The sequence below is a fragment of the Microlunatus sp. GCM10028923 genome (assembly GCF_042666975.1).
GTDB lineage: Bacteria > Actinomycetota > Actinomycetes > Propionibacteriales > Propionibacteriaceae > Microlunatus.
In genome coordinates, this window is record NZ_JBHTFF010000010.1 from 105,126 (window position 1) to 131,498 (window position 26,373).

The window sequence follows — 26,373 nt, forward strand, 5'->3', positions numbered from 1 at the left end:
CCGGCCCGGGGTCACAGGTCGGCCAGGAGCTGGGACGGGCGGACCGGCCGGCCGCCGTGGTCCATGCTGCGTTCCATCGCCTCGAGCAGGCCGAGGGTCCCGATGGCCTCCTCCGGTCCCGGGGCCGGGTCGGTCCCGGCGTCGAGGCAGGTCGCGAAGTAGTCCAGGTAGTTCTGGTACTCCCCGGCATGGTGACTGGTCCCGCCGAACCGGAAGTAATGGCCGGCCATCCGGCCGAAGTCCTGGGTCTGCGGCGCCTGGCCGGCGAACCGCGTGTGGTACGTGAGCCCGGGGTAATCGGCCCGGCTGGTTCCCTCGGTGCCGCGGACCACACAACCGATCGCCGGTTCGAGCGACCGGTCGATCGCCGGCAGCGTGTAGTCGCCGGACACCGTGGCGATCCGGCCGGCCGAGTCGCGCAGCACGAACCGCAGCGAGTCCGGCCGGTCGAGACCGGCGCCGAGCGTGTTCGGGCTGACGGTGCCGAAGCCGGTCACCTCGTCCACGTCCGGCAGGTACCAGCGGACCAGGTCGACCGCGTGGATCAGGAAGTTCCACAGCCAGGAGAAGGTCGTGCCGGTGCTCCAGTCCCGGCTCAGGAACCAACGGGAGTCGGAGCGGTAGTGCGCGTCGACCGCGACGAGCTCGCCGTGCCGGCCGGCCTCGACGTCGCGCCGCTGCCTGATCATCGGCTCGAAGAACCGGGTGCTCTGGCCCACCATCAGCCGCCCCGACGACCGGCGCGCCGCGTCGAGCAGCCGGCCGGCCCCGGCCAGCGAGTCGAGCAGCGGCTTCGTGCAGATCACGTGCTTGTCCGCCGCCAGGGCCCGTACACAGTGATCAAGATGCAGCTGGTCGGGGGTGTAGATCGCGATCGTGTCGATCTTCGGGTCCGCCAGCAGGTCGCCGTAGCTGGTCGTCCAGTGATCGAGATCGAACTCCCGCATCCGTTGCCGACACAGGGATTCGTCAAGATCACAGATCCGGGCGATCTCCCAGCGGGCCGACGACTGCGCGGCGGAGAGCACGCTGCGGCCCTCGCCCAGCCCGACCACGCCGAGCCGGCGTACCTTCGGGATTGTCACTTCGGCCGGTTCTCGTACGCCTGCTGGTGCAGCTCGAGGTAGGCCTGGATGCCGATCGCGTCGAACGAGGTGACGTACTCGTTCCAGGCACCGTCGTCGTTGATGTCGGTCTCCCCGATCGCGAACGCCGCCATGGCGGTCCGGACCCGGTTGTAGATCGTCGCCGCTGTGTCGGCCTTCGCCGTGGCGTCGGCCTCGTTGAAGATCAACGGCGGGACCTGCATGGCCTCCGGCTCCGCGAACGGCTGATAGGACTGGGCGGACCGGTACAGCTCGGCCTCGAAGTTCGGGTTCGCCTTGTTGATCTGGATGCCGAGCCGGGCGTCGTTGGAGTTGTACATCGCGCCGTACTGGTTCCAGGAGGTCCCGGCGGGCGGCGGGTAGGCCTTCAGCTCATAGAGGGCCTGCTTGCCGTTGATGCCCTTCGCACCCTTCTTCGACCAGTCCCAGTTCTCGCCCTGGTTGCCGGCGACGTGGTGCTGGAACGCCTCCAGCTCCATCTGCGCGTCGGCCCACTGGACCAGGATCTCCGGCTGCTTGCAGGCCGAGGTGATCACCATCGGCGACGTCTTGTAGCCGAAGTGGTCCCAGCGCGCGTACTGCACCCCGGCCGGTCCGCGCAGCGGCGGCACCGCCACGTAGTCCTTCCACAGCGCGCCCGGCTTGTAGGCGATGTCGCTGAAGGAGCCCCAGTAGTAGGCCCGGACGAAGCCCAGCCGGCCCTGGTTGCCGGCCTGCAGCAGGGCGGCGTCGGTCATCGTGAACGCATCCCGGCCGAGGGTCCCGTCGTCGTGCAGGGTACGCAGGAAGCGCAGCGCCTCGCGCCATTCCGGTTTGGTCGCGACGAACTCGACCCGTCCGTCGGTCAGCGCCAGCCAGCCGCCGTTGGCCGTGCCGCCGGGGTTGTAGAGGAACGCGTTCATGATGAAGGTGTCGACCGGGTTCTCGACGCTCGCGGCGAACGGGATCAGGTTGCGCTTCGGCGTCGGATCCTTTTCCTGCAACAGTTTCAGGACCTCGCGCAGCTCCTCGGTCGTGGTCGGCAGCTCCGCCCCGACCTGGTCAAGGTAGCGCTGGTTGATCCAGGCCCGGCCGGGGCTGGAGGCGCAGTGGTAGCAGTCGTTGATGCCGGCGAACTGGTAGACCTTCCCGTCCGTCGCCTGGGTCAGCGCCTGATGGCCGGGATAGTCGGTACGCAACTGACGCATGTGTGGTGCGTAGACGTCGATGTACTCATCCAGGGCGACGAAGAGCCCCTGCTGGCCGTACAGCGAGACCTGGTCGTTGGAGAACGGCAGGCCGAGGAACGCGTCCGGAAGATCACCGGACGACAGCATCGCGTTGACCTTGGTCAGGTCCGGCGAACCGTCGGTCGCCGCGGCCAGCACGGAGGTGAACTTGATCTTGACCCCGGTGCGCTTCTCGAACCAGGACGTCATCGAGCTCTTGTTCCAGTCGCCGACCACCTCGGCGTCCTGCGGTACGACCACCCGGAACTCGGTGCTGCCGTCACCGAACGGTTCGACCACCGTGGCCCGCGCGCCGACGTAGCCCTCGGGATAGTGGACGTCCGGCGTCTCCGGCCCGAGTTCCTTGATCGGTACGTCCTGCAACGACTTCGGCCGGTCGCCGCCGCCACCTTGATCGCCGGTGCAGCCGGCCAGCCAGCCGGACGCGGCCAACGCGGCCGTCGCGGTCCCGGCACCGAGCAGTGATCGTCGTCTGATCGGGTTCATGGCGCGACCATATTCGGGGAAGGCGGAACGTTCCTCCGGTCTTGCCCGCAAGACTTCCGGTATCCTCAGATCAACACCGTGGCCAACGGAGGACTCTGGTGACGATCACCGAACCGGCGACCTACGGCATGGCGTGCCAGACACTCTGGTCGCCGACGATGGTCCAGGCTCATCAGCACAACGACATCGAACTGAACTACGCCGGCGATCCGCTGCAGTACCTGATCGGCGGCCGCCCGTTGACGCTGCGGGCGGGCCAGGCGGCCGTCTTCTGGGCCGCGCAACCGCACCAGCTGCTGGTGCAGGGACCGCTGGTCCGGATGACCTGGGCGACCGTGCCGCTGGCCCAGTTCCTCACCTGGCCGCTGGCCGCCGATCAGGTCCGGCGACTGCTCGACGGCGAGGTGATCATCGGCACCCGCGACGTCAGCGCGCTCTATTCGGCCGGGCACCTGCAGCAGTGGGAACGTGACCTGGCCGCACCCGATGCCGACGACCGCGAACTCGTGGCGCTCGAACTCCGGGCCTTCATCACCCGCGTCCTGCAGTCGCCGGCGGCGACCCCGGACCACCCCGGTTCGGCAGCCCGGTCCGTCCTCTCCCAGGCCGCCGAGATGGCGAACTTCATCGCCCTGCACTGCCACGAACCGCTGCGGGTCAAGGACGTCGCCGACGCCATCCACGTCCATCCGCACCACGCCATGGCGATCTTCAAACAGGCGCTCGGCCGGACCATCAACAGCTACCTCACCAGCTCCCGCATCGCTGTGGCACAACGGATTCTGCTGACCACCGACGCGTCGGTCGCCGAGGTCGGGCACCGCTCGGGGTTCGGCTCCCTGTCCCGCTTCTACGAGGCCTTCACCGCCCACTGCGACGTCCCGCCCTCGGCCTACCGCCGGCGGCACGCGGCGATCCGGGTCCCGGACCCTTCGCCCAGGCCGAGCTCCTAGATCTCCCGCCAGGTCTCGGCGAAGGCGAGGGCGGCCGAACTGCCGGCCCACTCCTCGGGCTGGTGCACCTCGCCCCGCGCGGCCACTCCGTTGACCCGGATCTCGCCGTGGGCGCAGGGGCAGACCACCACGGTGCACTCGAAGCCGGGCGGGTAGGTGATCACCTGCTTGCAGTCGAGCACGTCGCGCCACTCCAGTTCGATCATGGTCGGGCCGGCCGCGCAGGTGATCCGATGGAACCGGTCCCCACCCGAGGTCTCGGTGAAGAGCGCGGGAATCGGCGGAGCGGTCTCGATGCCGCGACCGCGGATCCGTGCGTAGTCACGGTAGAAGTTCTGCCAGACGTAGTCGGCGAGCGCGGCATTGTCGGTGTAGATGCCGACCGGCGCGTCGGCGCCGAGGCCGGAGTACTCGGGATCCACCCAGATCAGCAACGCCCGCCCGGTCCCGGCCGGGGAGTACGTCGCCGTCCACATGCTGACCAGCGCGACGACGTCGTCCTCGGTGTTCTCTCGATAGAGCACGATCATCGGGTTCTCGCCGGTGATCTTGATGCCGCGCTTGACGATCGGCTCGGTCATGGTCCTCCTCGGTGATCATCGAGATCTCACCGTAGCGGCGTCCGCTACGCCTCCCGGGCGTACTCCCGGTAGCGGGCGCCGAGTGCGCCGGCGATCATGCCGCCGCCGCGGCAGGCGGTCCGGACACCGCGGGCCCGGTGCCGCAACGATCTCGTGATCATCCCGGCGAAGGCGCGGGCCAGTCCGCCGGCGACCCGGACCAGTCCACCGAGCACCGCACGGATCCGGACGGAGCCGCGCCCGAGCGGGCCGCTGGCGAGCCGGAGTTCGACGGCGACCTGGTTGTTGCCCTGGCTCCAGGACCGGGCCGTCACCCAGCGCCGGGTGGTCCGGGCGGCCGGCACCGTGTCCACCGCCACCGACTCGTCGCACCAGACGATCCGGCCGCCGGCGGCGTGCAGCTGCCGGGTGAACAGGGTGTCCTCGCCGCCGCCGAGGCCGAGCGCGGGATCGAACCGGACGCCGGCCCGGCGGACCTGATCAAGATCGAGCAGCAGGTTGCCCGCGGCCGCCGCGTCAAGCTCGGTGCCGCTCGGCATCCGGCGCCGGCGGAAGAACTCGCCGGCGGTCACCCACGGATCGACATCATGATCGAAAACCGAGAACACCCGGCCCATCACGGCCGCCGGCCGGCCGGACTGCCGCCAGATCCGCAGCAGGGCGTCGAACCAGTCCGGCTCCGGCACCTCGTCGTCGTCCAGGAAGATCAACAACCGGGAACCGGCCGTCTCGGCGAGCACCCGGTTGCGGGCCGCGGCGATGCCGGGTTCCGGCTCGACCAGGTAGCGAAGTCCCTGGTCCAGAAAGGTTTCCGCGGTGGACCTGGCCGACCCGTCCGGGTCGTTGTCGACGACCAGGATCTCGGCGATCAGCTCCGGGTCCTTGCCCAGCTGGTCCAGCACCACCGGCAGCGAGGCGGCCAGCGACTCCGGGCGGCGGAAGGTCAGGATGCCGACGGTGATCTTCATCGGCCACCGCGCCGGATCGCGATCGCCTGCCGGTAGCCGGCCAGATGGGCCGCCGCGACCGCCGGCCAGTCGCGGCCCACCAGGCGCGGTTCGGCCGTGCGGGGCCGGCGGACCTGCTGCAGGGTGGTGATCAGGTCGTCCGGCCGGAGGTCGCCGTCGAACAGGTACACCCAGCCCGGCCCGGTCTCCTCGGCCAGCTCGCGGTTGACCTCGTTGTCCGGGATCAGCACCGGCCGGCCCAGCGACAGCGCAGCCAGGGTGCCGCCGGAGTTGTGCATGAAGCGGTACGGCAGCACGATCAGCTCCGACGCGGTCACGATCGAGACCAGTTCGGCGTCGTCCAGGAACCGCGGGACCACCGAGATCCGGGCGTCGGCGGTCGCGGCCGCAGTGATCAATTCGGCCAGCTCGGCGGTGGACGGCCGGCCGCCGATCGTCAGGGTGACCTCGCCGTCCGTACCGGCGAAGGCCTCCAGTAACCGCTCGACACCCTTGTAGCGACGGATCAGGCCGACATAGCCGATTCGCCCCGGTACCAGGGTTTCCGGGCGCTGCCCGGCGAACCAGTCCCGGTAGTGGCCGTGCGGGATGATCATGGACGGCGCTCCGGCCGGGACCGGCGTGAGCCGGTTCAGCCGGACCCGCAGCGTGGTCAGCCGGTCCATCAGGTCGAGCAGCCGGTGATCCAGCCGGGACAGGCCGTCCGGCCGTTCGACGTTGTGCACGGTGCGGACCACCGGGGTCCGGGTGACCGCCAATCTGATCATGAAAACGAGCGCCAGCAGCTGGCGGGCGAGCTTCTTCACCGGGCTCGACCCGTGCAGCAGGATCTCCGGCCAGTGCACCTGGAACACGTCGTAGCGACCGAACAGCGCGGTTCGGTAGCCGAAGGTCAGCACCCGGGCCTGACCGGTCTGCTCGAGCCGGTCGGCGAGCATGATCAGGTACGGATTGGTGGTCGGCCGCGGCGTCGGAAACGACTGCAGCACGGTGAGGCGTGGCACGGCAACCAGTGTCGCAGGGAGATTTGTCGGACCAGGTGAAATGCACGCGCCGATCAGTTAGCATTTCCCTGAGTCGGCCTACGGTCGGCGTTTCAGGGGGAGTGCTGACAGCGGTGTGGGGCCGCGGTGGCACGCACAATGTCGGGGAAGTCAATGCGCAGCTTCAAGTCTGCCAGTCGTGCATCGAGTCGCGCGCTGGCCCTTCTGCTCGTCGTTGCCCTGCTGGCAGTGCTGCCGGTACAGCACGCCGCGGCGGCGCCGGGTCCGATCAAGCAGCGCCCGGCCGGGATGGTGACCGCCGATGCGCTGCCGACCGTGCAGATCAACGGCGTGGTCTGGACCCAGGCGACCAACGGCAACACGGTCTACGCCGGCGGCCAGTTCACCAAGGCCCGGCCCGCCGGGTCGCCGGCTGGCCAGAACGAGACCACGCGACAGAACCTGCTCGCCTTCGACATCACCACCGGCGAACTGATCACCACGTTCAACCCGTCGCTGAACTCGACCGTCAAGGACGTCAAGGTGTCGCCGGACGGCAAGCGGCTCTACGTCGCCGGCTCGTTCACGACGGCCAACAGGCAGAACCGCTACCGGATCGCGGCCTACGACACGGCGACCGGGGCCTTGATCAGCAGCTTCGCGCCGTCGACCAATGCGACCATCGCGGCGATCGCGGTGACCGACACCGTCGTCTACGTGGGCGGCTGGTTCTCCCAGGCCAACGGGGTGTCGCGGACCCGGCTGGCCGCGTTCAGCGCCGCCGACGGTTCGCTGCTCGGCTGGGCGCCCACCGCCGACGCCGACGTCCAGTCGATGACGCTGACCCCGGACAACAGCAAGGTGATCATCGGCGGCAAGTTCAAGAACGTGAACGGCTCGAGTGCGTACGGCATCGCGTCGCTGAACGCGACCAACGGATCGCTGCTGCCGTTCTCGATCAACTCGGTCGTGCGCAACGCCGGCGACACCGCGGGCACCTATTACCTGACCCGGGACGGGGACACCGTCTACGGGACCAGCTTCAACTTCGGCACCGGCAACTTCGAGGGCGTCTGGGCGGCGAACCCGACCACCGGCGCGATCAAGTGGCTGGACGACTGCCACGGCGACACGTACTCGGCGTTCAGTGCCAACGGCGTCGTCTACGGAGCCGGGCATCCGCACTACTGCAGGAACATCGGCGGCTATCCGGACACCAGCCCGCGGCAGCACCACTACCTGATGGCCTATACCAAGGAAGCCACCGGGACGGTCGCCAAGAACGGCCAGACCGGTTCCGGCTACGGCAACTTCGAGGGCAAGCCGGCGCCGTCGATCATCAACTACTTCCCGACCCTGACCGCGGCCAACTTCACCGGGCAGTGGCAGGCCGCCTGGAGTCTCTCCGGCAACAGCGACTACCTGGTGGCCGGCGGTGAGTTCACCAAGGTCAACGGCACCGGCCAGCAGGGCCTGGTCCGGTTCGCCACCTCGACCAAGGCGCCGAAGAAGCGCGGCCCGGTGGACAGCGGTGCGCTCTTCAAGCCGACGGTCAGCGCGGTGGACGGGCACGCGGCCAAGATCACCTGGACCTCCAACTGGGACCAGGATGATCAAGATCTCAGCTACCAGGTGATCCGGTCCGACAAGGCCGGCACCCCGCTGGGCACGGTCAAGGGCGTCTCCCAGTTCTGGAACCGGCCCAAGTTGTCCTTCGTCGACAGCACCGCCGAGCCGGGCAAGACGTACCGCTACCGGATCGTGGCGATCGACCCGGACGGCAACCGGGCGACCGGCGACTATGTGGACCTCACGATGCCGTCCACCACCTCGCTGGGCAGCTACGCGATCGGCGTGCTCGCCGATCAACCCAGCCGCTACTGGCGGCTGAACAGCTTCTCGTCGGGCAATTCCCCGGACCTGACCGGCGGTGACAACCTGCGCACCAACAGCGTCAGCCGCACCGCGACCGGGGCACTGCTCAACGACAGCGACGGCGCCGCCGTGTTCAGCGGCTCCTCGCTCAGCCGGGCCGGATCGGCGACCGCCGCGGCCGCGCCGAGCACGTTTGCCGTCGAGGGCTGGTTCTCCTCGACGTCGAGCAGCGGCGGCAAGATCATCGGGTACGGCAACAGCCAGACCGGGACCTCCAGCACCTTCGACCGGCAGCTCTATCTGGACAGCGGCGGCCGGGTCAGCTTCGGCGTCGGCAACCTCAAGGCGGTCCGGTCGGCGAAGGCGTACAACGACGGCCAGTGGCACCAGGTGGTGGGCCAGCTGTCCTCCGCCGGCCTCGAGCTGTACGTCGACGGCGAGCGGGTCGCGGCCGATCCGGCGGTGACCGAGGGGCTGTCCTACGACGGCTACTGGCGGATCGGCGGCGACAACCTGAGCGGCTGGCCGAACCGGCCGAGCAGCAACTTCCTGAACGGCAAGGTGGACGAGGTCGCGGTCTACCCGGCGCCGCTCACCGCCGAAGAGGTGGCGCTGCACTACTCGGCGTCCGGCCGGCAGAGCACGAACACGCCGCCGGTCGCGGAGTTCAGCTGGACCGCTGATGATCTTGATCTGTCCTTCGACGCCGCGGGCTCGACCGACGAGGGCGGCCAGATCGTCTCGTACGACTGGGACTTCGGGGACGGGACGAACGGGACCGGCAAGACCGTGCAGCACAGCTACCCGGCGATCGGCGGCTACGACGTCACCCTGACCGTGACCGACGACGACGGCATGACCGGCCAGGTGACCAAGCGGATCACGGCCGCCGGACCCGGCGTGGTCGCCGGCGACGCGTTCGGCCGGACCCTGTCCACCGGCTGGGGCAGCGCCGACGTCGGCGGTGCCTGGAACACGTCCGGCGGCAGCGCGTTCAGCACCGCCGACGGGGTCGGCCGGGTCGACTTCGCGGCGCCGGGCACGCTGCTCTCGGCCTCGCTGAACGAACCGTCGGCGACCGACCTGACCATGATCACTGATCTTGCGGTGGACAAGGTGCTGACCGGGAACGGGCTCGCGCTCAGCCTGCAGGGCCGGGCGGTCGGCAACTCCGACTACCGGTTGAAGGTGCGGTTCCTGCCGAGCGGCGAGACCCACCTGGTGCTGGCCGCGGCGGTGAACGGCTCCGAGACCATCCTCGGCGAGGTCAACGTGCCGACGGTGACCTACCAGGCGGGCCAGGCGTTGCGGGTCGCCTTCACGCTCTCCGGCACGGGGACGACGACGCTGACCGGGAAGGTCTGGCCGGTCGGCGGCACCGAACCCGCGGCGGCCCAGATCACCCGGACCGACGGCACCCCGTCACTGCAGACGGCCGGCTCGGTCGGCTTCCTCGGCTACCTGTCCGGGAACGTCGGCAACGCGCCGATCCGGCTCACCGTGGACAACCTGAAAGTGATCGCACCATGATCAAGTTCCGCGGCGGTATCGCCGCTCTGGCCGCCACCGGTGCGCTCGTCGTCGGCGTGGCACTCACCGGCTGCGCGACGAGCGGACGGGAGGCGCTGCCGCCGGCCGCGACGCCGTCCGCGGCCCGGCCGCCCGTCGAGAAGCCGGTCCCGCCACCCTCCAAGGGCAGCGGCGACATCCAGGACAAGGTGAAGCAGAAGTCGATCACCGCGCGGAAGCCGGTGTCGCTGAACAAGACCGCCCAGGTCGCCGACGGGATCACGGTCCGGATCGAGCGGACGAAGTCGATCGAGGCGAAGGCCACCCTGCCCGGTGAGGTCGCCGGCCCCGGTGTCCGCTTCGATCTGGTGATCGAGAACGAGACCTCGAAGCCGATCGACCTGGTCGCCGTCGTGGTCGAGTGCACCGACGGGTCGGGCGCGCCGGTGAACCGGATCAGCAGCGATCCGGCCGAGCCGTTCGAGGGCGTGCTGGAGCCGGGAGAGTCCGCCGAGGGCCGGTACGTCTTCGTGATCGACGAGAAGCAACGGGACGAGATCTCGCTCGCGGTCACGGTCACCGGTGACCTACCGGTCGTCAGGTTCGAGGGCCCGCTCGGGTGAGTCCCACCGACGAAAGCGGGAGCACACGCTCCGCGATCGTCATCGTCAACTTCGGATCACACCGGCTGCTCGCCGCGGCCGCCGCCGATCCGGCGAACGTGCTCGCCCAGCCGGGCCGGATGATCATCGTCGTCGATAACCGCTCCGGCCCCGAGGAACGGGCCGCGGTCCGTCGGCTGGCGGCCGAGCAGGGCTGGCAGCTGGTGCCGCAGCCGGACAATCGCGGCTTCGCCGCCGGGGTCAATGCCGGCGTCCGGCGGGCGATCGAGCTCGACGCCGAGACGGTGATCCTGCTCAATCCCGACGCGGTGCTCGCTCCGGCGACGGCCGACGCGCTGCTCCGGCACTGCCGCAGCAACCCGGACGACCTGGTCAGCCCGCGGCTGGTCGACTCGGCCGGGAAGCCGTACTTCAGCGGGGCGTTCGTCGACCTGGCCACCGGCGCGATCAAGAGCTGGCGGGCCGAACCCGAGCAGGGCTACGCGGACGAACTGGTGCTGCCGTCGCTGCCGGACCGGTTCGGCTGGCTGACCGCGGCCTGCCTGACCCTTTCGGTGGAGCTGTGGCAGCGGGCCGGCGGGCTGGCCGAGGACTACTTCATGTACTGGGAGGACGTCGACTTCAGCGTCCGGTGCGCCCGGGCCGGGGCCCGGCTGGTGCTGCGGAATGATCTTGTGGCGGTGCACGACGAGGGCGGCACCCAGCGCTCGGCGGGCCCGGCGAAGTCGGACCTCTACTACCGCTACAACTGCCGCAACCGGCTGCTGTTCGCCCGCCGGCTGCTGGGCCGCCGGCAACGGCTGCGTTGGCTGGTCGCGACGCCGGCGCAGAGCTGGCAGATCTATCTGCGCGGCGGCCGCCGACAACTGCTCAGCCATCCGCTCGGCCTGCTGGCGGCGGTCCGCGGGACCCTGGCCGGGCTGTTCCAGCTGCTCCGGCCGCGGCGACGGAGCCGGACGGCGGCACCGCGGGTGCTGCTCGCGCACCCGAGCGCCGACCTGTACGGGTCGGACCGGATGCTGCTCGAATCGGCCGAGGCGCTGCGGGACGACGGCTGGCGGGTGACCGTCGTGCTGCCGTACCAGGGGCCGTTGCTGGAGGTGCTCGACGAACGCGGCTTCGACGTGCGCACCTGCGGCCTGCCGGCGCTGCGCAAGGCGATGCTGACGCCGACCGGGCTGGCCCGGTTCATGATCAATTCCGTACGGTACGCGGGCCCGGCGCTGCGGCTGCTCCGCGAAGGCACCGATCTGGTCTATGTCAACACGCTGGTCTGGCCGGGCTGGTTGATCTTGGGCCGACTGACCGGCCGGCGGGTGGTCTGCCACGTCCACGAGGCGGAACGGCAACTGTCGACCGCGGTCCGGCGGGTGCTCACGGCGCCGCTCGGGCTGGTCCATCGGGTGATCACGAACAGCCGGTTCACCGCCCAGGTGCTGGCCGGCACGTCGGCCGCGGCCCGGAACCGGAATGCCGTGGTGCACAACGGACTCGAGCTGCCGGAGCCGCGACCGTCGCGGTCGTCGCTGGTCGGTCCGGTCGGGCTGGTCTACTGCGGGCGGCTGTCCCGGCGGAAGGGGCCGCAGACGGCGATCGCCGCGGTCCGGCTGCTGGCGGATCGCGATCTTGAGGTGCAGTTGGAGTTGCTCGGCGCGCCGGTGGCCGGCCAGCAGGACTTCGAGGCCGAGCTGCGGGAGCAGGCCGCGCCGCTGGGGGACCGGGTACGGTTCCGCGGCTTCCACGCCGACCCGGCGGCCTGGCTGGCTGACGCCGATCTTGTCGTGGTGCCGTCGATCGGCGACGAGTCGTACGGGAACGCGGCGGTGGAGGCGGCTGCTGCGGGCCGACCGGTGGTGATCACCGATCAGCCGGGCCTGCTCGAGGCGGTCGGGGACCTGCCGTCGGTCCGGGTGGTGGCGCCGGACCGGCCCGCCGACCTGGCCGACGCGTTGGCGGAGTTGATCAAGGACTGGGAGACGGTGTCGGCCGCGGCGGCCGACGCCGCGGCCGGGGTCCGGCAGGCGCACGCACCGGACCGGTACCGGCGCGAGCTGGCCGCGCTGGTCCGGGCCACGTTGAAATGACCGGCCAGGAGGACACCCCGGGGCAGAGCACGGGGGAGCAGACCGAGGAGTCCCGCCGCGGGCTCGGCGGGGTCGCCGCCCGCAGCGCGGTCGTGACCATGACCGGGCAGCTGGCCAAGATCGTCCTCCAGCTCGTCTCGGTGATCATTCTGGCCCGGCTGCTGACCCCGTACGACTACGGGCTGCTGGCGATGGTGATGGCGGTGGTCGGCGTGGCCGACGTGTTCCGTGACTTCGGGCTGTCCTCGGCCGCGGTGCAGGCGAAGGAGTTGTCCCGGGGGCAGCGGGACAACCTGTTCTGGGTCAACACGCTGACCGGGCTGATCCTGCTGGTGGTGATCATCGCCGCCGGCCCGCTGCTGGCCCTGTTCTACCGGCAGCCGGAGCTGACCATGATCAGCGCGGTGGTCGGATTGTCCTTCCTGTTCAGCGGTCTGGCCACGCAGTACCGGGCGGATCTGCAGCGACGGATGCTGTTCACCCGGCTCACCGTCGCCGACGTCGGCTCGCCCCTGGTCGCCCTCGTGGTGGCGATCGGGCTGGCCCTCGGCGGCGCCGGCTACTGGGCCCTGGTCGGGCAGCAGGTGGTGCAGTTCCTGGCGAACCTGATCATGGTCGTGATCGCCGCCGGCTGGCTGCCGCGGTGGTGGCGCCGGGACGCGCCGGTGCGCCCGTTCCTCGCCTTCGGCGGCAACCTCGCCGGCGGCCAGCTGATCCACTACCTCGGCGCCAACTTCGACGCGCTGCTGATCGGCGCCCGGTTCGGCGCCAACCCGCTCGGGCTCTACAACCGCGGCTTCCAGTTGCTGATGCGGCCGCTCGGGCAGCTGCGGGCGCCGCTCACCTCGGTGGCGCTGCCGGTGCTGTCGCGGCTGACCGACGACGAGCGCCGGTACGGCGAATACCTCCGGATCGGGCAGCGGGCGATGGGCTACTCCCTGGTCCTCGGCCTCGGTCTGGTGATCGGCGCGGTCGACCCGGTGGTGGCGATCTTCCTCGGCGACCAGTGGACCGGGGTCGCGCCGATCATGCGCTGGCTGGCCCTGTGCGGGATCTTCGAGACGCTGGCCTTCGTCGGCTACTGGACGTACGTATCGAAGGGCCTGGTCCGCAAGCTGCTCTACTTCACCATCATGTCCACCGCGATCAAGATCATCGGCATCGCGATCGGCAGCCAGTGGGGCGTGGAAGGCGTCGCGGCCGGCTTCGCGCTGGCCGAGGTGGCCTCCTGGCCGCTGTCGTTCGCCTGGCTGCGGCGCAGCTCCGGCCTGGACGTGGTCCCCCTGATCGTCAACGGGCTCCGGATCGTCGCGGTCAGCCTGGCCATCGCCGCGGCGACCTGGCTGGTCAGCTGGCAGCTGGCCGGGGCCGGCGACTGGGCCCGGCTCGGCGCGGCGGTCGGCGTCGCGGTGGTGGTCGCCGCCGCCTCGCTGGTCGTACCGTCGGTGCGCCGGGACGTCATCTCGGTGGTCCGCTCGGCCCGGCTGGGTTTCCGGTGACCGACGCGCCGCGGGCTATCGTGGGCCGACGTAGCAGAGTGGACACTCCCCGGTCGGAGGTGGACGTGGCTCCCGCCAGCCCTCGTCGGAGCGCGGCACCCGCCGCGCCGCCGGCCGCGGTGGTCATCCCCGCGGCTCCGGTCGACGAGCGCTGGGCGTCGACCGAGAAGCTGCTCGCGGCCGGGCTGGTGTTCGCCGTCGCGGTCCGGATCTACCTGTTCTCCGCGATCACGCCCGGGATCGCCGTGGCGGTGGTGCTGGCGCCGTTGCTGCTGGCCGTGCTGCCCCGGTTCCGGCTGGCCGTCCCGCTGTTCGTGCTGGCCGGGGTGGCCCTGCTCGGCGGCGTCGCGCTGTCGGTGCTGGCTCCGGATGCGTACCGGATCGAGGCGGGCAACCAGCTGTATTCGATCACCTTCTTCGTCGGCATCTTCCTCTCCGTCGCGGCGCTGCTGTGGGCCCGGACCAAGCTGGAGCCGGCGACGATCGCGATCATCTTCGGGATCGGTTCCATGATCAGCGCTGCTCTCGGCGAAGGTCTCGGTTCCGGCAATCCGTGGAAGTTCGCGCTGGCCGTACCGGTCGCGATGGTGCTGCTCGGGGTGGCGGCGGCGACCCGGTCCCGGATCGTCGAACTGCTGGTGTTGATCATGCTCGCCGGGGTGTCGGTGATCTTCGACTCGCGTTCGTACATGGCGACCTTCCTGCTCGCCGGGATCCTGGTGGTCTGGCAGCTGAAACCGCGGAAACTGAGCCAGCGCGGCACTGTGGCGCGGACGGCGATCCTGCTGATCGCCGCCGGCGCCGCCGTCTACCTGCTCGGCACCGAACTGCTGGTCGGCGGCGCGCTCGGCACCGAGGCCCAGCAGCGCACCCTGTCCCAGCTGGACACGGCGGGCAACCTGATCCTCGGCGGGCGTCCCGAACTCGGTGCTTTCCTGGCCCTGCTGGCGTACCGGCCGATCGGGTTCGGTTTCGGCGCCGTGCTCGACCTGGCCGGCGTGAATGCGGCGAAGGCGGGCATGATCGCGACCGGCTACGACGCGGAGAACGGCTACGTCGAGCGCTTCATGTTCGGCAGCGGGATCGAACTGCACTCGGTGACCGGCGACCTGTGGGCCCAGACCGGCCTGCCCGGCATCGCGCTGGCGATCATGATCGCCGTGATCGTGATCATCGGCGTCGTCCGGCACGTCGCCCACGGCACCGCCACCGCCCTCTACCTCTTCCTGGTCTGCTGGACCGCCTGGAACCTCCTCTTCAGCCCCCTGATCTCCGCCACCCCCAGCCTGGTCCTCCTCCTCGCCCTAGCCCTCACCCCCAAAACCACCACCGAACCGCCCCCACCAACCCCCGCCGACCGGGCACAAAAGCAGCCGTTCTGACGGCGTGTCGCTGCAGAACTGCCGAGTCGGCACGAGGGGCTTCGGGTGGCTCTCGGGCGTCGGAGTCCTTGACCTTCGAGTTGGCTGAAGGCCCAGGCTCGGGGCATGCCTGGAGCTGCACGCCGGTTCGGGATCTCGCCCGAGGATCCGGCCCCCGACTACCAACGCCAACGCGATCCGCTGCACGCGTGTGCGGTTCCGTGGACCGGCTCGGCCGACGATCGGCTCTGGCGGTGCGCCGAGTGCGGCCGGTGGTGGAAACGCATCTGGGAACTGGCCGCGGGCCAGCCGCCGGTTGATGAGGAGTTGCTGCTGCGACGGGCGGGGATCGGGCCGGGTACGGCGATCGCGCTGCACCAGTTCAAGATCAAGTCTTCGACCGGGCGGGGCTTGGACTACCTGATCTGGACCCCTGACGGCGAACCCGAACAATCCGGCTGGCCCTTGATCATCTTCCTGCACGGCGGCGCGGAGACGGGCGGCCACCCGTCGAACGCCGCGCGGGGCGGGCTGCCGAAGCAGATCGAGCAGGGATACGCCCCGCCGTTCGTCGTCGTGGCACCTCACTGCCCGAATCCGCCGCACCCGAACCGAAACAGCTGGGCCGAGTTCCCGGCGGAGGTCGCGGCCGTCGTGGCCGAGGTACGGGCTCGGCACCCGATCAATGCGAACGCGATCTTGCTGACGGGGCCGAGCATGGGCGGGTCGGGCACCTGGGATCTCGCAGCCCGATGCCCGGGAACCTTCACCGCGGCCGCACCGGTCTGCGGCGGCGGGAATCCGTTGCTGGCGGCGGAGCTGGCTCGGATCCCGATCTGCGCGTTCCATGGCGTCGAGGACACGATCGTGCCCGTCGAGACCACGCTCGCCATGGCCGAAGCGGTCGGAGCAGCCGGCGGCCGGATTCGTACGGTCATCTTCCCGGAGGTGGGCCACGTCGACGCCAGCGAACGTGCCTACGCCCCGGACTCGGAGCTCTACCCCTGGTTCGCCTCGACCGTCCACGTTCCCTGAACCGCAAACCTCGGCTTCGCCGAGTGGACGCGTTGACCTCGGGTTTCGCCGATTTCTCGGGTCAAGCAGTCCACTCGGTGAGGTCGAGGGCTCCGGCAGCTGGATCAGCGGGAGAAGCGGCCGGCGAGGATCGGGCGGCCGGTCTCGAGGGCGCGGCCGAGGGAGACGGCGCGCCAGCCCTTTGCCGTATAGCGGTCCAGGATCTGGGCGATCAGGTCGTGCCGGTCGAGGGTGTGGCTGACGTCATCGGTCGCACCGTCGGGGGTGCCGGCGAAGCCGTCGTGGCCGAGCAGGATGGCGCCGGGGCGGGCGCCCTGCAGGGCCTTGGCGACGCGTTCCTGCTGGGGGAGGTCACGCCAGTCCCAGGTGGTCGGGCCCCAGAACACGGGCATCAGCCCGGCGGCCCGGATGCCGCGCCAGTTGGCCAGGGTCTGCCGCCCGTACGGCGGACGGAACCAGCGGACGCCCTGGCCGGTCAGGTCGGCCAGTTCCTTCGCCGCGTCGGCGGTACGGCGTTCGGTCGCCGCGGCGTCGAAGCGGGGCAGCGGCTGGTGGTCCGGGCCGTGCAGGCCGATCTCGTGGCCGGCGGCGACGAGATCGGCCAGCAGGGACGGGTGCCGGCGGATCCGGGTGCCCAGGACGAAGAAGGTCGCTGTGGCGTTCCGCTCGGCGAGGGCGGTGAGAACCTGCTCGGTGCCGACCGGGTCCGGGCCGTCGTCGAAGGTCAGTACGAGCTCCGGCGCCCGAGTTCGTACCGCAATCACGGAACCGACCAGGGCCGCCGCCCGTTCGACCACTGGTCGTCCGATGCGCAGGACCTTGCGTAACACGGCACCCCCTGACGACTCGCCGCATAGACTACCGGCGGCTGACGTTGGAGGAGGTGAACCGGGGAATGGACCTGCGCAGCTATCTCAGCGCCCTGCGCAAGAACTGGTGGCTGGTCCTCGTCATCACCGCCTGCTGTACGGCCATCGCGGTGGCGGCCCTGCTGCTCACCCCGAACACGTACGCCAGCAAGGTCACGTTCTACGTCAGCACCCCGATCTCCGACGGCAGCAACCCGCAGTCGTCCGGGCAGTTCGCGGTGACCCGGGTCAATTCGTACGTCGAGCTGCTGTCCAGCGACAAGCTGGCCGAGGAGGTCGCCAAGGACGTCGGCTTCGACGCCCCGCCCGGCAGCCACGAGGACATGATCACCGGCTCGGCCGAGTTGAACACGGTGCTGGTCACCGCGACGATCAGCGACGCCGACCCGGCCCGGGCGTTCGCCATCGCGCAGGCGGTCTCGGACAAGTTCCCGGAGATGGTCGACGAGCTGGACAACAAGGGCAAGTCGGGCTCGGCCGTCGTCGTGCTGACCACGGTCTCCGGACCGACTCCGCCGCTCGTGGTGGCGCCGAGCGGCCGGATCTACGGCGCGATCGGGATCGGCGGCGGGCTGCTCCTCGGCGTGCTGGCGGCGCTGTTCCGGGAGCTGCTGAACACCAGCATCCGCAGCGGCGAGACGCTCAGCGAAGTCCTCGGGGCCCCCGCCCTCGGCACGATCAACTTCGACCCGACGACGAAGCGGCTGCCGTTGATCATCGGCGAACAGGCGGCGTCGGCGCGGTCGGAGGCGTACCGGCATCTGCGGACCAGTCTGCAGTTCGTCGACGCGGCCGCCGCGACCCAGGTCTTGTTGATCACCTCGGCGGTGCCCAACGAGGGCAAGACGACGACCTCGGTCAACCTGGCGTTGAGCTTCGTCGAGTTCGGCGACCGGGTGTTGTTGATCAGTGCGGACCTGCGCCGGCCGCGGCTCGGCTCGCTGCTCACCCTGTCGGAGTCGAACGGCCTGACCGGGCTGCTGGTCGGCCAGACCCAACTGAACGACGCGATCCAGCAGTGGGGCAACAGCCAGCTCTTCTACATCGGCAGCGGATCCCTGCCGCCGAACCCGTCCGAGCTGCTCGGCGGCGAGCGGATGGCGGAGCTGATGGAACGGCTCCGTGGCCGGTTCGACAAGATCATCGTGGACGCGCCGCCGCTGCTGCCGGTGACCGACGCGGCGGTGGCGTCGGCGCTGGTCGACGGCGTCGTCGTGGTGGTCCGGGACGGGCACACCAACCGGACCCAGCTGACGGCCACGCGGAAGACCCTCGACGGGGTCGGCGCCCGGATCATCGGCGGCGTGCTCAACATGCGCAAGTCGAGCAAGCGGGAGCAGCGGACGTACGGCGGCGACTCGTATCAGGTGGCCACCTTCCAGGCCCGTCGCAGCGCCGGGCTGAGCTCGGCCAGCCCGGCCGGATTCGACGAGGAGGAGCCGACCCCGGCCCGGTCGGCCGACACGGCGGAGCGGCCCGCCGCGCCTCCGCAACCTCCGCAGCCTCCGGTGGTGCCCCCGACCCCGGCCCCGGAGCCGACTCCGCAACCGACGCCGCAACCGGCCCCGCGGCCGTCCCGAGCCCAGCGGCCGACCATGATCACCAATCTCGACGCCTTCGATCAGAACGACACCATCGAGCAGCCGGATCTGGTCCACCGGCTGCGGCAGGTCTCGGATCGGCGGCCGGCCGAGGCGCCGTTCCCGGCGCCGGAGTCGAGCCCGCCCGCGGACCCGGAAGAACCGGACGATGACGCCGAGACCGCAGAGACGGTCGTGATCGACGGGGCCGAAGAGGACCCGGATCCGACGCTGTCCCCGGCCACCCCGCCGCTGCACAGCCGCGAGGGTTAGGCCGGCCGCCAGTCCGTATAGCCGAGGATGGAGTCGACCGCGGTCTCGATCAGGTCGGCGCAGACCCGATAGCCGCGCCGCGGCCCGCCGACCGGATCGTTGAGGTCCTCGGACTGTTCCGGCGGCTGACTGGCACCCTGCATCTCCAGCGCCAGGTGCAACAGTTCCTGCCCGGTCCGGAGCTGGCCGTCGCGTTCCGGGTCGTCGACGAACCGGGCGAACTGCAGCAGTGGGAAGGTGCGCCGCCGCGCCGCCGGCTCGACCGCGGCGATCAGTTCCCGCTGCCGCTGCTCCGCGGTCAGGATCAGGTCGGCCTCGCCGATCAGCTGCCGGTTCACCCGCCGGCTGCGGAATCCGGTCGTGTCGATGCCCATTCGGTCCAGGATCTTGGCAGCGTTGGGCATGATTCCGGTGTGCTCGACAGCGTGCGTGCCCGCGGATGAGATCCGCCAGTTCAGCGGCGACTCCGCCAGCCGGGATCGAAGGATATGCTCAGCCATGGGCGATCGACAGCGATTGGCCGTGCACACCATGAGAATGGTGAAGGCGTCATCCACCGGCGCGCGCCCTCAGTTCCCCCGCATCCGATTGCCCCGACGTCGTCTGCATGCGGCGATTCTTGCAGTGTCCATGGCCATCCTCGCTACGGGGTTGGCGCTCGTCGGGCCGCCCGCGGCGACGGCCGAGATCCCGGGATTCGCGGAGGCCGCCAACGTCGCCGACGATTTCGACCGCGGTCCCGCCGAAGCCTTGGGTACGGCAGCGAAGGGCGGCAGGTACGTCGTCGAGGGCGGCACCGTGACCGTCGGCGGCAGCAGCACGGACGGGTACGGGGAACTGCGGCTGACCCGGCCGGGCTCGGCGATCGGCGCCCGCCTCGCTGACGTCCGGACGGCCGACCAGCGGCTCACCGCGGTGATCGAACTACCGGCCCTGCCGACCGACGGCAACGGGGTCTCGGTGAGCCTGCTGCTCCGCCAGCAGGGCGACGGCGGCTATTTGGCCACGGCCACCATCGCTCCCGACGGTACGGTCTCGCTCGGCGTCAGCCGGCGTTCCGGTGGCAGCGAGACCCGGGTCGGCCCCACGGTCGACAGCGGGCTCCGGATCGGCGCCGGCCAGTCGCTCGCCCTCGCCGCGTACCTGGTCGGCGACCAGCCGGTCGAGATCGGCGTGCGGGCCCAGCGGGCCGATCAGCTGCCCGGTAGCTGGCTGGTCCGGCAGGACGGCGACGCCGACCGGCTCCGTACCGCCGGGACGGTCGGCGTGCGCGGCTACCTGGCCCGGGACTCCGGCCCGGTCACCGTACGCCTGCACGAACTGTCCGGTGCCGAACTGTCCCGCTCGGTCGACCCGGCTCCCGGCTCCGCCGCGTCCGGGCAGGTCGGCGCGGCACCGATCGGGGCCGCCAACTACCCGGTGCCGGCCGGCGCGATCTTCGTGGCACCGCACGGTTCCGACGCCGCCGACGGTTCCGAGGCGACACCGCTGGGCTCGCTCGGCCGGGCGATCGCGGTGGCGCCGGACGGGGCGACCATCGTGCTGCGAGCCGGCAGCTACACCGAGCAGGTGCACGTACCGGCCTCGAAGCGGCTGACCATCCAGCCCTACCCGAGCGAAGCGGTCTGGCTCGACGGCAGCGCGCCGCTGACCCGGTGGAGCCCGGCTGGCGGCACCTGGACGGCGCCGCTGCCCGCCGAGTTCTCGTCCTGGGCCAGCCACAGCGAGGGCTCCGACGAGGGCGGCTTCGTCAATCCGAAGTACCCGATGGCGGCGCACCCGGACCAGGTGTTCGTCGACGGCGAGCCGCTGGTCCAGGTCGCGGCCGGCACGACGCCGGGCCAGGGCCAGTTCGCCGCGGACGACGACGCCGATCTGATGATCATCGGCACCGACCCGGCCGGCCGGGAGGTCCGGGCCAGCGTGCTCGGCCGCGCGGTCGTCGTCTCCGGCCAGGTGACGCTCCGCGGCCTCGGCATCCGGCGGTACGCGACGTCGCTGCCGCAGATGGGCACCGTCTATCTGGGCGGCAGCAGCGGGGGCAGCGTGCTGGAGCAGTTGGTGGTCGAGGACAACGCGACCCAGGGCCTCTCGGTCGCCACCGGCAACGTCCTGATCGACCGGGTCACCTCGCGGGACAACGGCATGGTCGGCATCCACGCCGCGTACGCCGACGGCTTGTTGATCAAGGACTCGTTGATCACCGGCAACAACACGGAGCACTTCAACGCGGCGCCGGCCGCGGCCGGGATCAAGATCGGCCGCAGCCGCGGCATCACGGTGACCGGCAGCCTGCTCGAGGGCAATCTCGGCGTCAACGGGATCTGGCTGGACGAGAGCGTCGTCGGGTTCACCCTGGCCCGGAACACGATCCGTACCGACGACGGGCCGACCGGGATCGTCGCCGAACTGTCCGACACCGGGGTGATCGCCGGCAACGACATCAGCGGGCCGCAGGAGGGCATCACGCTCTACAACACCGGCCGGGTCGTGATCGCGAACAACCTGATCCGGCACACCACGGTCTGGGACATCGGGCTGACCCAGGACGAGCGACGGCAGGCCAGCCACCCGGTCGGCCGGGACCCGCGCCATCCGGTGCCGGACCCGACCTGCCCGTGGCAGCTGCAGGACGTGACGGTGATCAACAACGTGTTCGCCGGCGAGGACGGCGGCGACAACGGCGGCTTCCAGTTCTACGGGCTGGACAAGCGGACCCGGGTGCCGCTGGACGCGATGAACGTCAGGATCGACGGGAACCTGTTCAGTGCGCCCGGCGGACTGGAGGCCGTACGGATGGCGGCCTGGGGCGGCGACGACAACCAGACGATCAACGTCTACCGGACGCCGAGTGCGCTGGCCGCGGCGAAGGGCCCGGACTGGACCAACCTGCTCACCGGAAGCGCCCGGCCGGATGCCGCCGAACTGGACCGGTTGGCCGGCTCCGCGGTCGCCCTCCCGGATGCGGTGGCGGCGGCCCTGGGGTTGCCCGCCGGGGCCCGGCTGATCGGCCCGCCGCCGGCTTGATCGATCACCGCCGGTGCCGCAGAGTGGCGCGATGAGTGATCACCGGCAGGATCGATTCGCCCAGCTGTACGCCATCGCGGACCGTTACGCGGAACGCTTCCCGGAGGGCAACACCCCGCTCGGCCATCTGGCCCGGCTGACCGAGGAGCTCGGCGAGATCGCCGTCGAGGTGCAGCGGCTGGAGGGCGCACCGGCGAAGCTGGCCAAGCACGGCGCGGGCGATGTCGGTGCCCTGGCCGACGAGGTCGAGGATCTGCTGCACACCGTCTTCGGCCTGCTCCGCCACTACGGCGCGGAAACGATCTTCGAACGGGTCGTCGATCGCGAGTTCGCCAAGACGGTCTGAGCGGTACGGCACCCGGTCGCCGGCCGGGCGCTCCCGGCCGGGAGGATGGGGCCATGACGAACCTGGCACGGCTGCACGCGATCGCGGAGGAAGCGGCGACGATCGGCGGGCGGCTGCTGCGGGAACGGCAGGTGGGCCGGGTCACCGCGAAGAAGGACCGGGACTACGCGTCCGAGCTGGACGTCGCGATCGAGCGCGCGGTCCGGGAACACCTGGCGGTGGCGACCCCGGACTTCGGCTTCCTCGGCGAGGAGGAGGGCACCCACGGGGCGACCGGCGGGCCGACCTGGGTGCTCGACCCCGTCGACGGTACGTCCAATCTGGTGCACGGCCTGCCGCTCTGCGGGGTCTCGCTGGCCCTGTTGGACCAGGGCCGTCCGGTGGTCGGGGTGATCGAACTTCCGTTCCTGGGCGAGCGGTTCACGGCCCGCGAGGGCGCCGGCGCGCGGCTGAATGATCAACCGATCACGGTGTCGCCGGCCCGGGACCTTTCCGAGATCATGATCAGCATCGGCGACTTCGCGACCGGTCCGGAGGTCGAGGAGGGCAACGCGCGCCGGCTCGCGATCATGGGCCGGCTGGCGTCGCGGGTGGAACGGATCCGGATGCTCGGCTCGGCGGCAATCGATCTTGCCTGGGTGGCCGCCGGCCGGCTCGGCGCCAACGTCCTGCTGTCCAACAAGCCGTGGGACGTGTCGGCCGGAGTGATCATCGCGCGGGAGGCGGGCGCGGTCGTCGTCGATGCTGACGGGAGCGACCACGGGTTGGCGTCGGCGGCGACCATCGCCACCTCGCCGGAGCTGGTCGGGCCGCTGATCGAACTGGTAAGCGGCGCTAAGTCTCCATGATCGCGGAGAAGGCCCGGACCCCGGCGGACCAGGTCCGGTCGAGCTGCGAGCCGGACAGGTAGCGTTCGTCCAGTTCGAGGATCATCGTGCCGTGCGCGAAGGACCAGAGCGCCTGCGCCGCGTACGGTTCGCCGACGGCCCGGTAGAACGGCTCGCCGGCCCAGTCCTCCAGGCCGTCCACCAGGCCGGAGCGCGGGAAGTCCGCGGCGGTGATCAGCCGGTAGAGGTTGGGATGGTCCCGGCCGTGCTTCCGGTAGGCGGCCAGCAGGGCGGCGATCGGGGTACGGCGGCCCGGCCGGTCGACGGCCCGGTGCAGCACGTCGCCGCTCTCGAACAGCCCGGCCTCGACCACCAGCGATTCCAGGGATCCCTTGCCGGACAGGTGTTTGTACAGCGACGGCGCCCGGATCTCCAGCCGTTCCGCGATCCGCCGCATCGTCATCGCGGCCCGGCCCTCCGCCTCGAGCAGTCCGCGGGCCGCCGCGACGATCTCCGCCGTCCGGGGAGTCAGCTCGCGCGGTGTCGGCCGGGCGGCCACCCGGTCCAGGGCGGCCGGCGCGTTCACGGTGTCCGTCATGCGTCGCGGCGCTCCAGCCGGAAGGCCGGGTGGCGCGGCGCGATCCGGCGCAGTTCCGATTCGGGCGAGTCGGCATCGACGCCGTCGAAGAACACGCCGACCTCGGCCTTCCACTTGCGCAGGTACGCCTTGAGCACCGGCAGCTTCTCCTCGTCGTCCAGTTCGACGGCCAGCCAGTGCTCCCGCCGATTGCCGAGCAGCAGGTCGAGCCGGCCGCCGTCGGCCCGTACGTTACGGACCCACTGGGCCTGCCCACGCGGCGCCACCAGATAGGGCCGGCCCTCGAACTGCAACAGGTTGACCGGGACCCGGCGCGGCTCACCGGTGGCCCGGCCGCGCGCCTCGAGGATCCGCGAACCCCACACGCTGAGGCCCAGCCGGGTCAGTCCGGCGACGGCCGGGTTGAAGATCCGGCGGGTGATCCAGCCCGGTTCCCGGTAGTACGTGTTGGCGGTCATGATCGCTCCTCTGGCTAACGTTGTTAGCCTCAACCATAGGCTAACAACGTTAGCCACGCAAGAGGGTGTCGGACGGGAGCCGGGTCAGGGCTCGACGGGGAGGCCGGCGACGTGGTCGCAGAACCATTCGAGCAGTGGCCGCAGTTCCTCGGCGGCGGCCTGGACGCGGTCGACGGCCGAGGCATCGTGCAGCCAGGCGCCGGTGCCGAGCCGGCGGGCCGCGATCACTGAGCGGTGCCGGAGCAGCAGGGCTCGCGGGTGATCGGGCGGGTAGCCGTGCGGCACCCGTACCATCAGGTCGCCGTCGACCGTGTACGACTGCCGCCGCAGCCGGCGCACGGCGCGTTCCAGGTCGACACCAGGGTCGCCGGCGACCGCCGCACGGTAGCGGTCCCGCTGCTCCGGCGGCGCGTACCACCACGCCCCCTGGACCCGGAGCCCGTCGAGATCGAAGCTGATCCCGAGCTCCACGTTGCGTTCGAGCCGGATCGCGGAACCCTGCCGCTGCCAGGCGGGCACCGTCGTCGCGTACCGCCAGACCGAGTGGTCGGCGTAGGCCTGATCGCGCTCGGCGAGCTCGCGCAGCAGGGCCACCATCGGCAGCCGGACCAGCCGCTCCCGCTCCGGCCGGACGGCCTCCCGCTCGCTCGGTGACGGGTCGCCGTCCAGCCGGGCCAGGACGTCGAAGGCCTCGCGCGGCCAACCGGAGAACGCCATGACCCGATGCTGCCAGTCACCTCCGACAGTCAACGCGGGACGATCAGACCCGAACGATCGCCCACTGGTAGTGCCGGTCGGAGCGGTCGTCCGGCCAGGCCTCGAACCGCTCGATGGTGCCGACCGTACTCAGCATGGCGCGTCGATGATCATCGTCCGTGGTGGCGAAGTAGCGGTCGCCGAAGTCGTTCGTGTGGATGACCTCGTCGGGCGCCCGGCTGCCCCAGACCCCGACCGCGAGCGGCGATCCGGGCCGCAGCACCCGGGCCAGCTCGGCCACGGCGCGACCTTGATCATCCGGCGCCAGGTGCATCAGGGTGCTCATCGTCCAGGCCGCCTCGAAGGACCCGTTCGGGAACGGCAGGTCCAGGGCCGACGCCACCTCGGCCCGCAGGCCGAGCTCGCGGCAGTACGCGACGGACTCGGGCGTCAGGTCGACCCCCGTGTACGCCAGCCCGGCGGCCGCGAACGTCCCGCCGTCCTGGCCTGCCCCGCAACCGACCTCGAGCAGTCCGCTCCGCTGCTCGGCCCCGAGCAACTCGATGAACTCGCCCCGCAGCTCGTCCCGCCGGCCGGCGTTCACCCGGGCGGCGCGGGTGGCCACTTCCTTGCCGTAGAAGGACCGGAGCTGGTTCTCCCGCTCGATTCGATCAGCCGTCATGGCCTGGTCCCCGTCCTTGATCGTTGGGCACTGCGTCGTGGTGGCGCTGTCGCCGCCCCAGTGTTGCAGGCGGCCAGGAAGAACTGCACTGCGTCGGCGACATGGCGGCGCAGCTGGGCGCGGGACGGGAGCGCCTCGTCGCCGAGCAGCATGCCGCGGTTGAGCGGTGCGGCCATGATCAACCAGTTGAACCGCTCCGCCTCGTGGGCCGGGTCGTCGATCGTCAGCAGGCCGCGGTCGCGGAGCTCGGTGAAGAGGGTGGTCAGCTCGCCGATGGCCCGCTTCGGTCCGCGTTCGTACAGCACCCGGGCCAGTTCCGGGAACCGGCCGGCTTCGCTGATCACGGTCCGGCGCAGCTGGAGCACCCTCGGCTGCAGCACGATGATCAACTGGCGCTCGGCGTACTCCCGGAGCAGTTCGCCGAGGTCCGGGTCGTCGCCGAGCTCTGGCCGGTCCTTGTGCACCTGGTCGCCGGCGGCGTCGGTGATCGAGGTGACGATCTCGACGAACAACGCCTCCTTGCTGCCGAAATGCTTGTAGACGGTCTGTTTCGAGGTCTGGGCCTCGGCGGCGATCAGATCCATGTTGGTGCCGAGATAGCCGTGGGTGAGGAAGATCGTGCTGGCCGCCTCGAGGATCGCGCGGTGCTTGCGATCGGAGCGGGACTCGGTGCCCTCGGGCTTCCTCGGCATCGTGATCTCCTCGGTTTCTCGGAACCTGTTGCC

23 protein-coding genes are annotated in these 26,373 nt (G+C 70.7%); 11 read left to right on the forward strand and 12 right to left on the reverse strand.

Annotated features, from left to right (window positions below):
* Nucleotides 1-11: 11 nt before the first annotated feature.
* Nucleotides 12-1,085 (reverse strand): Gfo/Idh/MocA family protein, encoded by a 1,074-nt coding sequence (locus ACFQU4_RS23515; RefSeq protein ID WP_377496569.1) that lies wholly within the window; start codon nucleotides 1,083-1,085, stop codon nucleotides 12-14.
* Nucleotides 1,082-2,821, reverse strand: coding sequence for a hypothetical protein (locus ACFQU4_RS23520; protein ID WP_377496572.1), 1,740 nt, complete (start codon nucleotides 2,819-2,821; stop codon nucleotides 1,082-1,084). The genes ACFQU4_RS23515 and ACFQU4_RS23520 overlap by 4 nt, the downstream gene beginning before the upstream one ends.
* A gap of 98 nt (nucleotides 2,822-2,919) precedes the next feature.
* Between ACFQU4_RS23520 and ACFQU4_RS23525 the strand changes: the two genes are divergently transcribed.
* Entirely contained in the window at nucleotides 2,920-3,774 is an 855-nt protein-coding gene (locus tag ACFQU4_RS23525) for a helix-turn-helix domain-containing protein (RefSeq protein ID WP_377496574.1), read from the forward strand.
* Here the strand turns inward: ACFQU4_RS23525 and ACFQU4_RS23530 are convergent.
* Genes ACFQU4_RS23530 through ACFQU4_RS23540 form a run of 3 tightly spaced genes read right to left on the reverse strand, consistent with a single transcriptional unit; the run spans nucleotide 3,771 to nucleotide 6,327 of the window.
* On the reverse strand, nucleotides 3,771-4,355 hold the full coding sequence (locus ACFQU4_RS23530; RefSeq protein WP_377496576.1) for a hypothetical protein: 585 nt from the start codon (nucleotides 4,353-4,355) through the stop codon (nucleotides 3,771-3,773). The two genes, ACFQU4_RS23525 and ACFQU4_RS23530, sit on opposite strands and share 4 nt — an antisense overlap.
* A 44-nt stretch (nucleotides 4,356-4,399) precedes the next feature.
* A complete protein-coding gene (locus ACFQU4_RS23535) occupies nucleotides 4,400-5,323 on the reverse strand; it encodes a glycosyltransferase family 2 protein (protein ID WP_377496578.1) in 924 nt (307 codons plus the stop codon).
* A complete protein-coding gene (locus ACFQU4_RS23540; RefSeq protein ID WP_377496580.1) occupies nucleotides 5,320-6,327 on the reverse strand; it encodes a glycosyltransferase in 1,008 nt (335 codons plus the stop codon). Before ACFQU4_RS23540 ends, ACFQU4_RS23535 begins: the two co-directional genes overlap by 4 nt.
* A 228-nt stretch (nucleotides 6,328-6,555) precedes the next feature.
* On the opposite strand from ACFQU4_RS23540, the gene ACFQU4_RS23545 reads away from it, so the two are divergent.
* The 6 genes from ACFQU4_RS23545 (at nucleotide 6,556) to ACFQU4_RS23570 (ending at nucleotide 16,292) form a co-directional block, all read left to right on the forward strand.
* A complete protein-coding gene (locus ACFQU4_RS23545) occupies nucleotides 6,556-9,711 on the forward strand; it encodes a PKD domain-containing protein (protein ID WP_377496582.1) in 3,156 nt (1,051 codons plus the stop codon).
* A complete protein-coding gene (locus tag ACFQU4_RS23550; protein ID WP_377496584.1) occupies nucleotides 9,708-10,313 on the forward strand; it encodes a hypothetical protein in 606 nt (201 codons plus the stop codon). The genes ACFQU4_RS23545 and ACFQU4_RS23550 overlap by 4 nt, the downstream gene beginning before the upstream one ends.
* Nucleotides 10,310-12,397 (forward strand): glycosyltransferase, encoded by a 2,088-nt coding sequence (locus ACFQU4_RS23555; RefSeq protein ID WP_377496586.1) that lies wholly within the window; start codon nucleotides 10,310-10,312, stop codon nucleotides 12,395-12,397. The genes ACFQU4_RS23550 and ACFQU4_RS23555 overlap by 4 nt, the downstream gene beginning before the upstream one ends.
* The gene (locus ACFQU4_RS23560; RefSeq protein ID WP_377496588.1) at nucleotides 12,394-13,896 is read left to right on the forward strand and encodes a lipopolysaccharide biosynthesis protein; all 1,503 of its coding nucleotides are present in this window, start codon (nucleotides 12,394-12,396) and stop codon (nucleotides 13,894-13,896) included. Before ACFQU4_RS23555 ends, ACFQU4_RS23560 begins: the two co-directional genes overlap by 4 nt.
* A gap of 65 nt (nucleotides 13,897-13,961) precedes the next feature.
* Nucleotides 13,962-15,278, forward strand: coding sequence for a hypothetical protein (locus tag ACFQU4_RS23565; protein ID WP_377496590.1), 1,317 nt, complete (start codon nucleotides 13,962-13,964; stop codon nucleotides 15,276-15,278).
* Between the two features lie 105 nt (nucleotides 15,279-15,383).
* Nucleotides 15,384-16,292, forward strand: coding sequence for a dienelactone hydrolase family protein (locus tag ACFQU4_RS23570; protein ID WP_377496592.1), 909 nt, complete (start codon nucleotides 15,384-15,386; stop codon nucleotides 16,290-16,292).
* Nucleotides 16,293-16,396: 104 nt separating this feature from the next.
* Here ACFQU4_RS23570 and ACFQU4_RS23575 read toward each other — a convergent pair whose 3' ends face one another.
* Nucleotides 16,397-17,122, reverse strand: coding sequence for a polysaccharide deacetylase family protein (locus tag ACFQU4_RS23575; RefSeq protein WP_377496594.1), 726 nt, complete (start codon nucleotides 17,120-17,122; stop codon nucleotides 16,397-16,399).
* Nucleotides 17,123-17,175: 53 nt separating this feature from the next.
* Here ACFQU4_RS23575 and ACFQU4_RS23580 point away from each other — a divergent pair, with 53 nt between their 5' ends.
* Entirely contained in the window at nucleotides 17,176-19,014 is a 1,839-nt protein-coding gene (locus tag ACFQU4_RS23580) for a polysaccharide biosynthesis tyrosine autokinase (RefSeq protein WP_377496596.1), read from the forward strand.
* On the opposite strand, the gene ACFQU4_RS23585 is transcribed toward ACFQU4_RS23580, so the two are convergent.
* Nucleotides 19,011-19,547, reverse strand: coding sequence for a hypothetical protein (locus ACFQU4_RS23585; RefSeq protein ID WP_377496945.1), 537 nt, complete (start codon nucleotides 19,545-19,547; stop codon nucleotides 19,011-19,013). The two genes, ACFQU4_RS23580 and ACFQU4_RS23585, sit on opposite strands and share 4 nt — an antisense overlap.
* Nucleotides 19,548-19,644: 97 nt before the next feature.
* Here ACFQU4_RS23585 and ACFQU4_RS23590 point away from each other — a divergent pair, with 97 nt between their 5' ends.
* The 3 genes from ACFQU4_RS23590 to ACFQU4_RS23600 are packed head-to-tail and all read left to right on the forward strand — an operon-like array spanning nucleotide 19,645 to nucleotide 23,235.
* Nucleotides 19,645-22,041 (forward strand): NosD domain-containing protein, encoded by a 2,397-nt coding sequence (locus ACFQU4_RS23590; RefSeq protein WP_377496598.1) that lies wholly within the window; start codon nucleotides 19,645-19,647, stop codon nucleotides 22,039-22,041.
* Between the two features lie 31 nt (nucleotides 22,042-22,072).
* Entirely contained in the window at nucleotides 22,073-22,387 is a 315-nt protein-coding gene (locus ACFQU4_RS23595; RefSeq protein WP_377496600.1) for a hypothetical protein, read from the forward strand.
* Between the two features lie 53 nt (nucleotides 22,388-22,440).
* A complete protein-coding gene (locus ACFQU4_RS23600; protein WP_377496602.1) occupies nucleotides 22,441-23,235 on the forward strand; it encodes an inositol monophosphatase family protein in 795 nt (264 codons plus the stop codon).
* On the opposite strand, the gene ACFQU4_RS23605 is transcribed toward ACFQU4_RS23600, so the two are convergent.
* From ACFQU4_RS23605 to ACFQU4_RS23625, 5 genes are all read right to left on the reverse strand, one after another.
* Nucleotides 23,222-23,812, reverse strand: coding sequence for a TetR/AcrR family transcriptional regulator (locus ACFQU4_RS23605; RefSeq protein WP_377496604.1), 591 nt, complete (start codon nucleotides 23,810-23,812; stop codon nucleotides 23,222-23,224). The genes ACFQU4_RS23600 and ACFQU4_RS23605 overlap by 14 nt on opposite strands.
* On the reverse strand, nucleotides 23,809-24,270 hold the full coding sequence (locus ACFQU4_RS23610) for a nitroreductase/quinone reductase family protein (RefSeq protein ID WP_377496606.1): 462 nt from the start codon (nucleotides 24,268-24,270) through the stop codon (nucleotides 23,809-23,811). The genes ACFQU4_RS23605 and ACFQU4_RS23610 overlap by 4 nt, the downstream gene beginning before the upstream one ends.
* Before the next feature lie 84 nt (nucleotides 24,271-24,354).
* The gene (locus ACFQU4_RS23615; protein WP_377496608.1) at nucleotides 24,355-24,987 is read right to left on the reverse strand and encodes a DUF2461 family protein; all 633 of its coding nucleotides are present in this window, start codon (nucleotides 24,985-24,987) and stop codon (nucleotides 24,355-24,357) included.
* 43 nt (nucleotides 24,988-25,030) lie between these two features.
* Entirely contained in the window at nucleotides 25,031-25,648 is a 618-nt protein-coding gene (locus ACFQU4_RS23620) for a class I SAM-dependent methyltransferase (protein ID WP_377496610.1), read from the reverse strand.
* Complete coding sequence (locus ACFQU4_RS23625) at nucleotides 25,645-26,340, reverse strand: TetR/AcrR family transcriptional regulator (RefSeq protein WP_377496612.1); 696 nt, start codon at nucleotides 26,338-26,340, stop codon at nucleotides 25,645-25,647. Before ACFQU4_RS23625 ends, ACFQU4_RS23620 begins: the two co-directional genes overlap by 4 nt.
* Nucleotides 26,341-26,373: the final 33 nt, after the last annotated feature.

What these genes read in the sequence shown, in the direction of transcription:
- ACFQU4_RS23520 (WP_377496572.1), bottom strand. Translation starts at nt 2,821, where the DNA reads ATGAACCCGATCAGACGACGATCACTGCTCGGTGCCGGGACCGCGACG.
- ACFQU4_RS23530 (WP_377496576.1), bottom strand. Translation starts at nt 4,355, where the DNA reads ATGACCGAGCCGATCGTCAAGCGCGGCATCAAGATCACCGGCGAGAAC.
- ACFQU4_RS23535 (WP_377496578.1), bottom strand. Translation starts at nt 5,323, where the DNA reads ATGAAGATCACCGTCGGCATCCTGACCTTCCGCCGCCCGGAGTCGCTG.
- ACFQU4_RS23550 (WP_377496584.1), top strand. Translation starts at nt 9,708, where the DNA reads ATGATCAAGTTCCGCGGCGGTATCGCCGCTCTGGCCGCCACCGGTGCG.
- ACFQU4_RS23560 (WP_377496588.1), top strand. Translation starts at nt 12,394, where the DNA reads ATGACCGGCCAGGAGGACACCCCGGGGCAGAGCACGGGGGAGCAGACC.
- ACFQU4_RS23570 (WP_377496592.1), top strand. Translation starts at nt 15,384, where the DNA reads ATGCCTGGAGCTGCACGCCGGTTCGGGATCTCGCCCGAGGATCCGGCC.
- ACFQU4_RS23585 (WP_377496945.1), bottom strand. Translation starts at nt 19,547, where the DNA reads ATGGTGTGCACGGCCAATCGCTGTCGATCGCCCATGGCTGAGCATATC.
- ACFQU4_RS23590 (WP_377496598.1), top strand. Translation starts at nt 19,645, where the DNA reads ATGGCCATCCTCGCTACGGGGTTGGCGCTCGTCGGGCCGCCCGCGGCG.
- ACFQU4_RS23595 (WP_377496600.1), top strand. Translation starts at nt 22,073, where the DNA reads ATGAGTGATCACCGGCAGGATCGATTCGCCCAGCTGTACGCCATCGCG.
- ACFQU4_RS23600 (WP_377496602.1), top strand. Translation starts at nt 22,441, where the DNA reads ATGACGAACCTGGCACGGCTGCACGCGATCGCGGAGGAAGCGGCGACG.
- ACFQU4_RS23605 (WP_377496604.1), bottom strand. Translation starts at nt 23,812, where the DNA reads ATGACGGACACCGTGAACGCGCCGGCCGCCCTGGACCGGGTGGCCGCC.
- ACFQU4_RS23610 (WP_377496606.1), bottom strand. Translation starts at nt 24,270, where the DNA reads ATGACCGCCAACACGTACTACCGGGAACCGGGCTGGATCACCCGCCGG.
- ACFQU4_RS23615 (WP_377496608.1), bottom strand. Translation starts at nt 24,987, where the DNA reads ATGGCGTTCTCCGGTTGGCCGCGCGAGGCCTTCGACGTCCTGGCCCGG.
- ACFQU4_RS23620 (WP_377496610.1), bottom strand. Translation starts at nt 25,648, where the DNA reads ATGACGGCTGATCGAATCGAGCGGGAGAACCAGCTCCGGTCCTTCTAC.
- ACFQU4_RS23625 (WP_377496612.1), bottom strand. Translation starts at nt 26,340, where the DNA reads ATGCCGAGGAAGCCCGAGGGCACCGAGTCCCGCTCCGATCGCAAGCAC.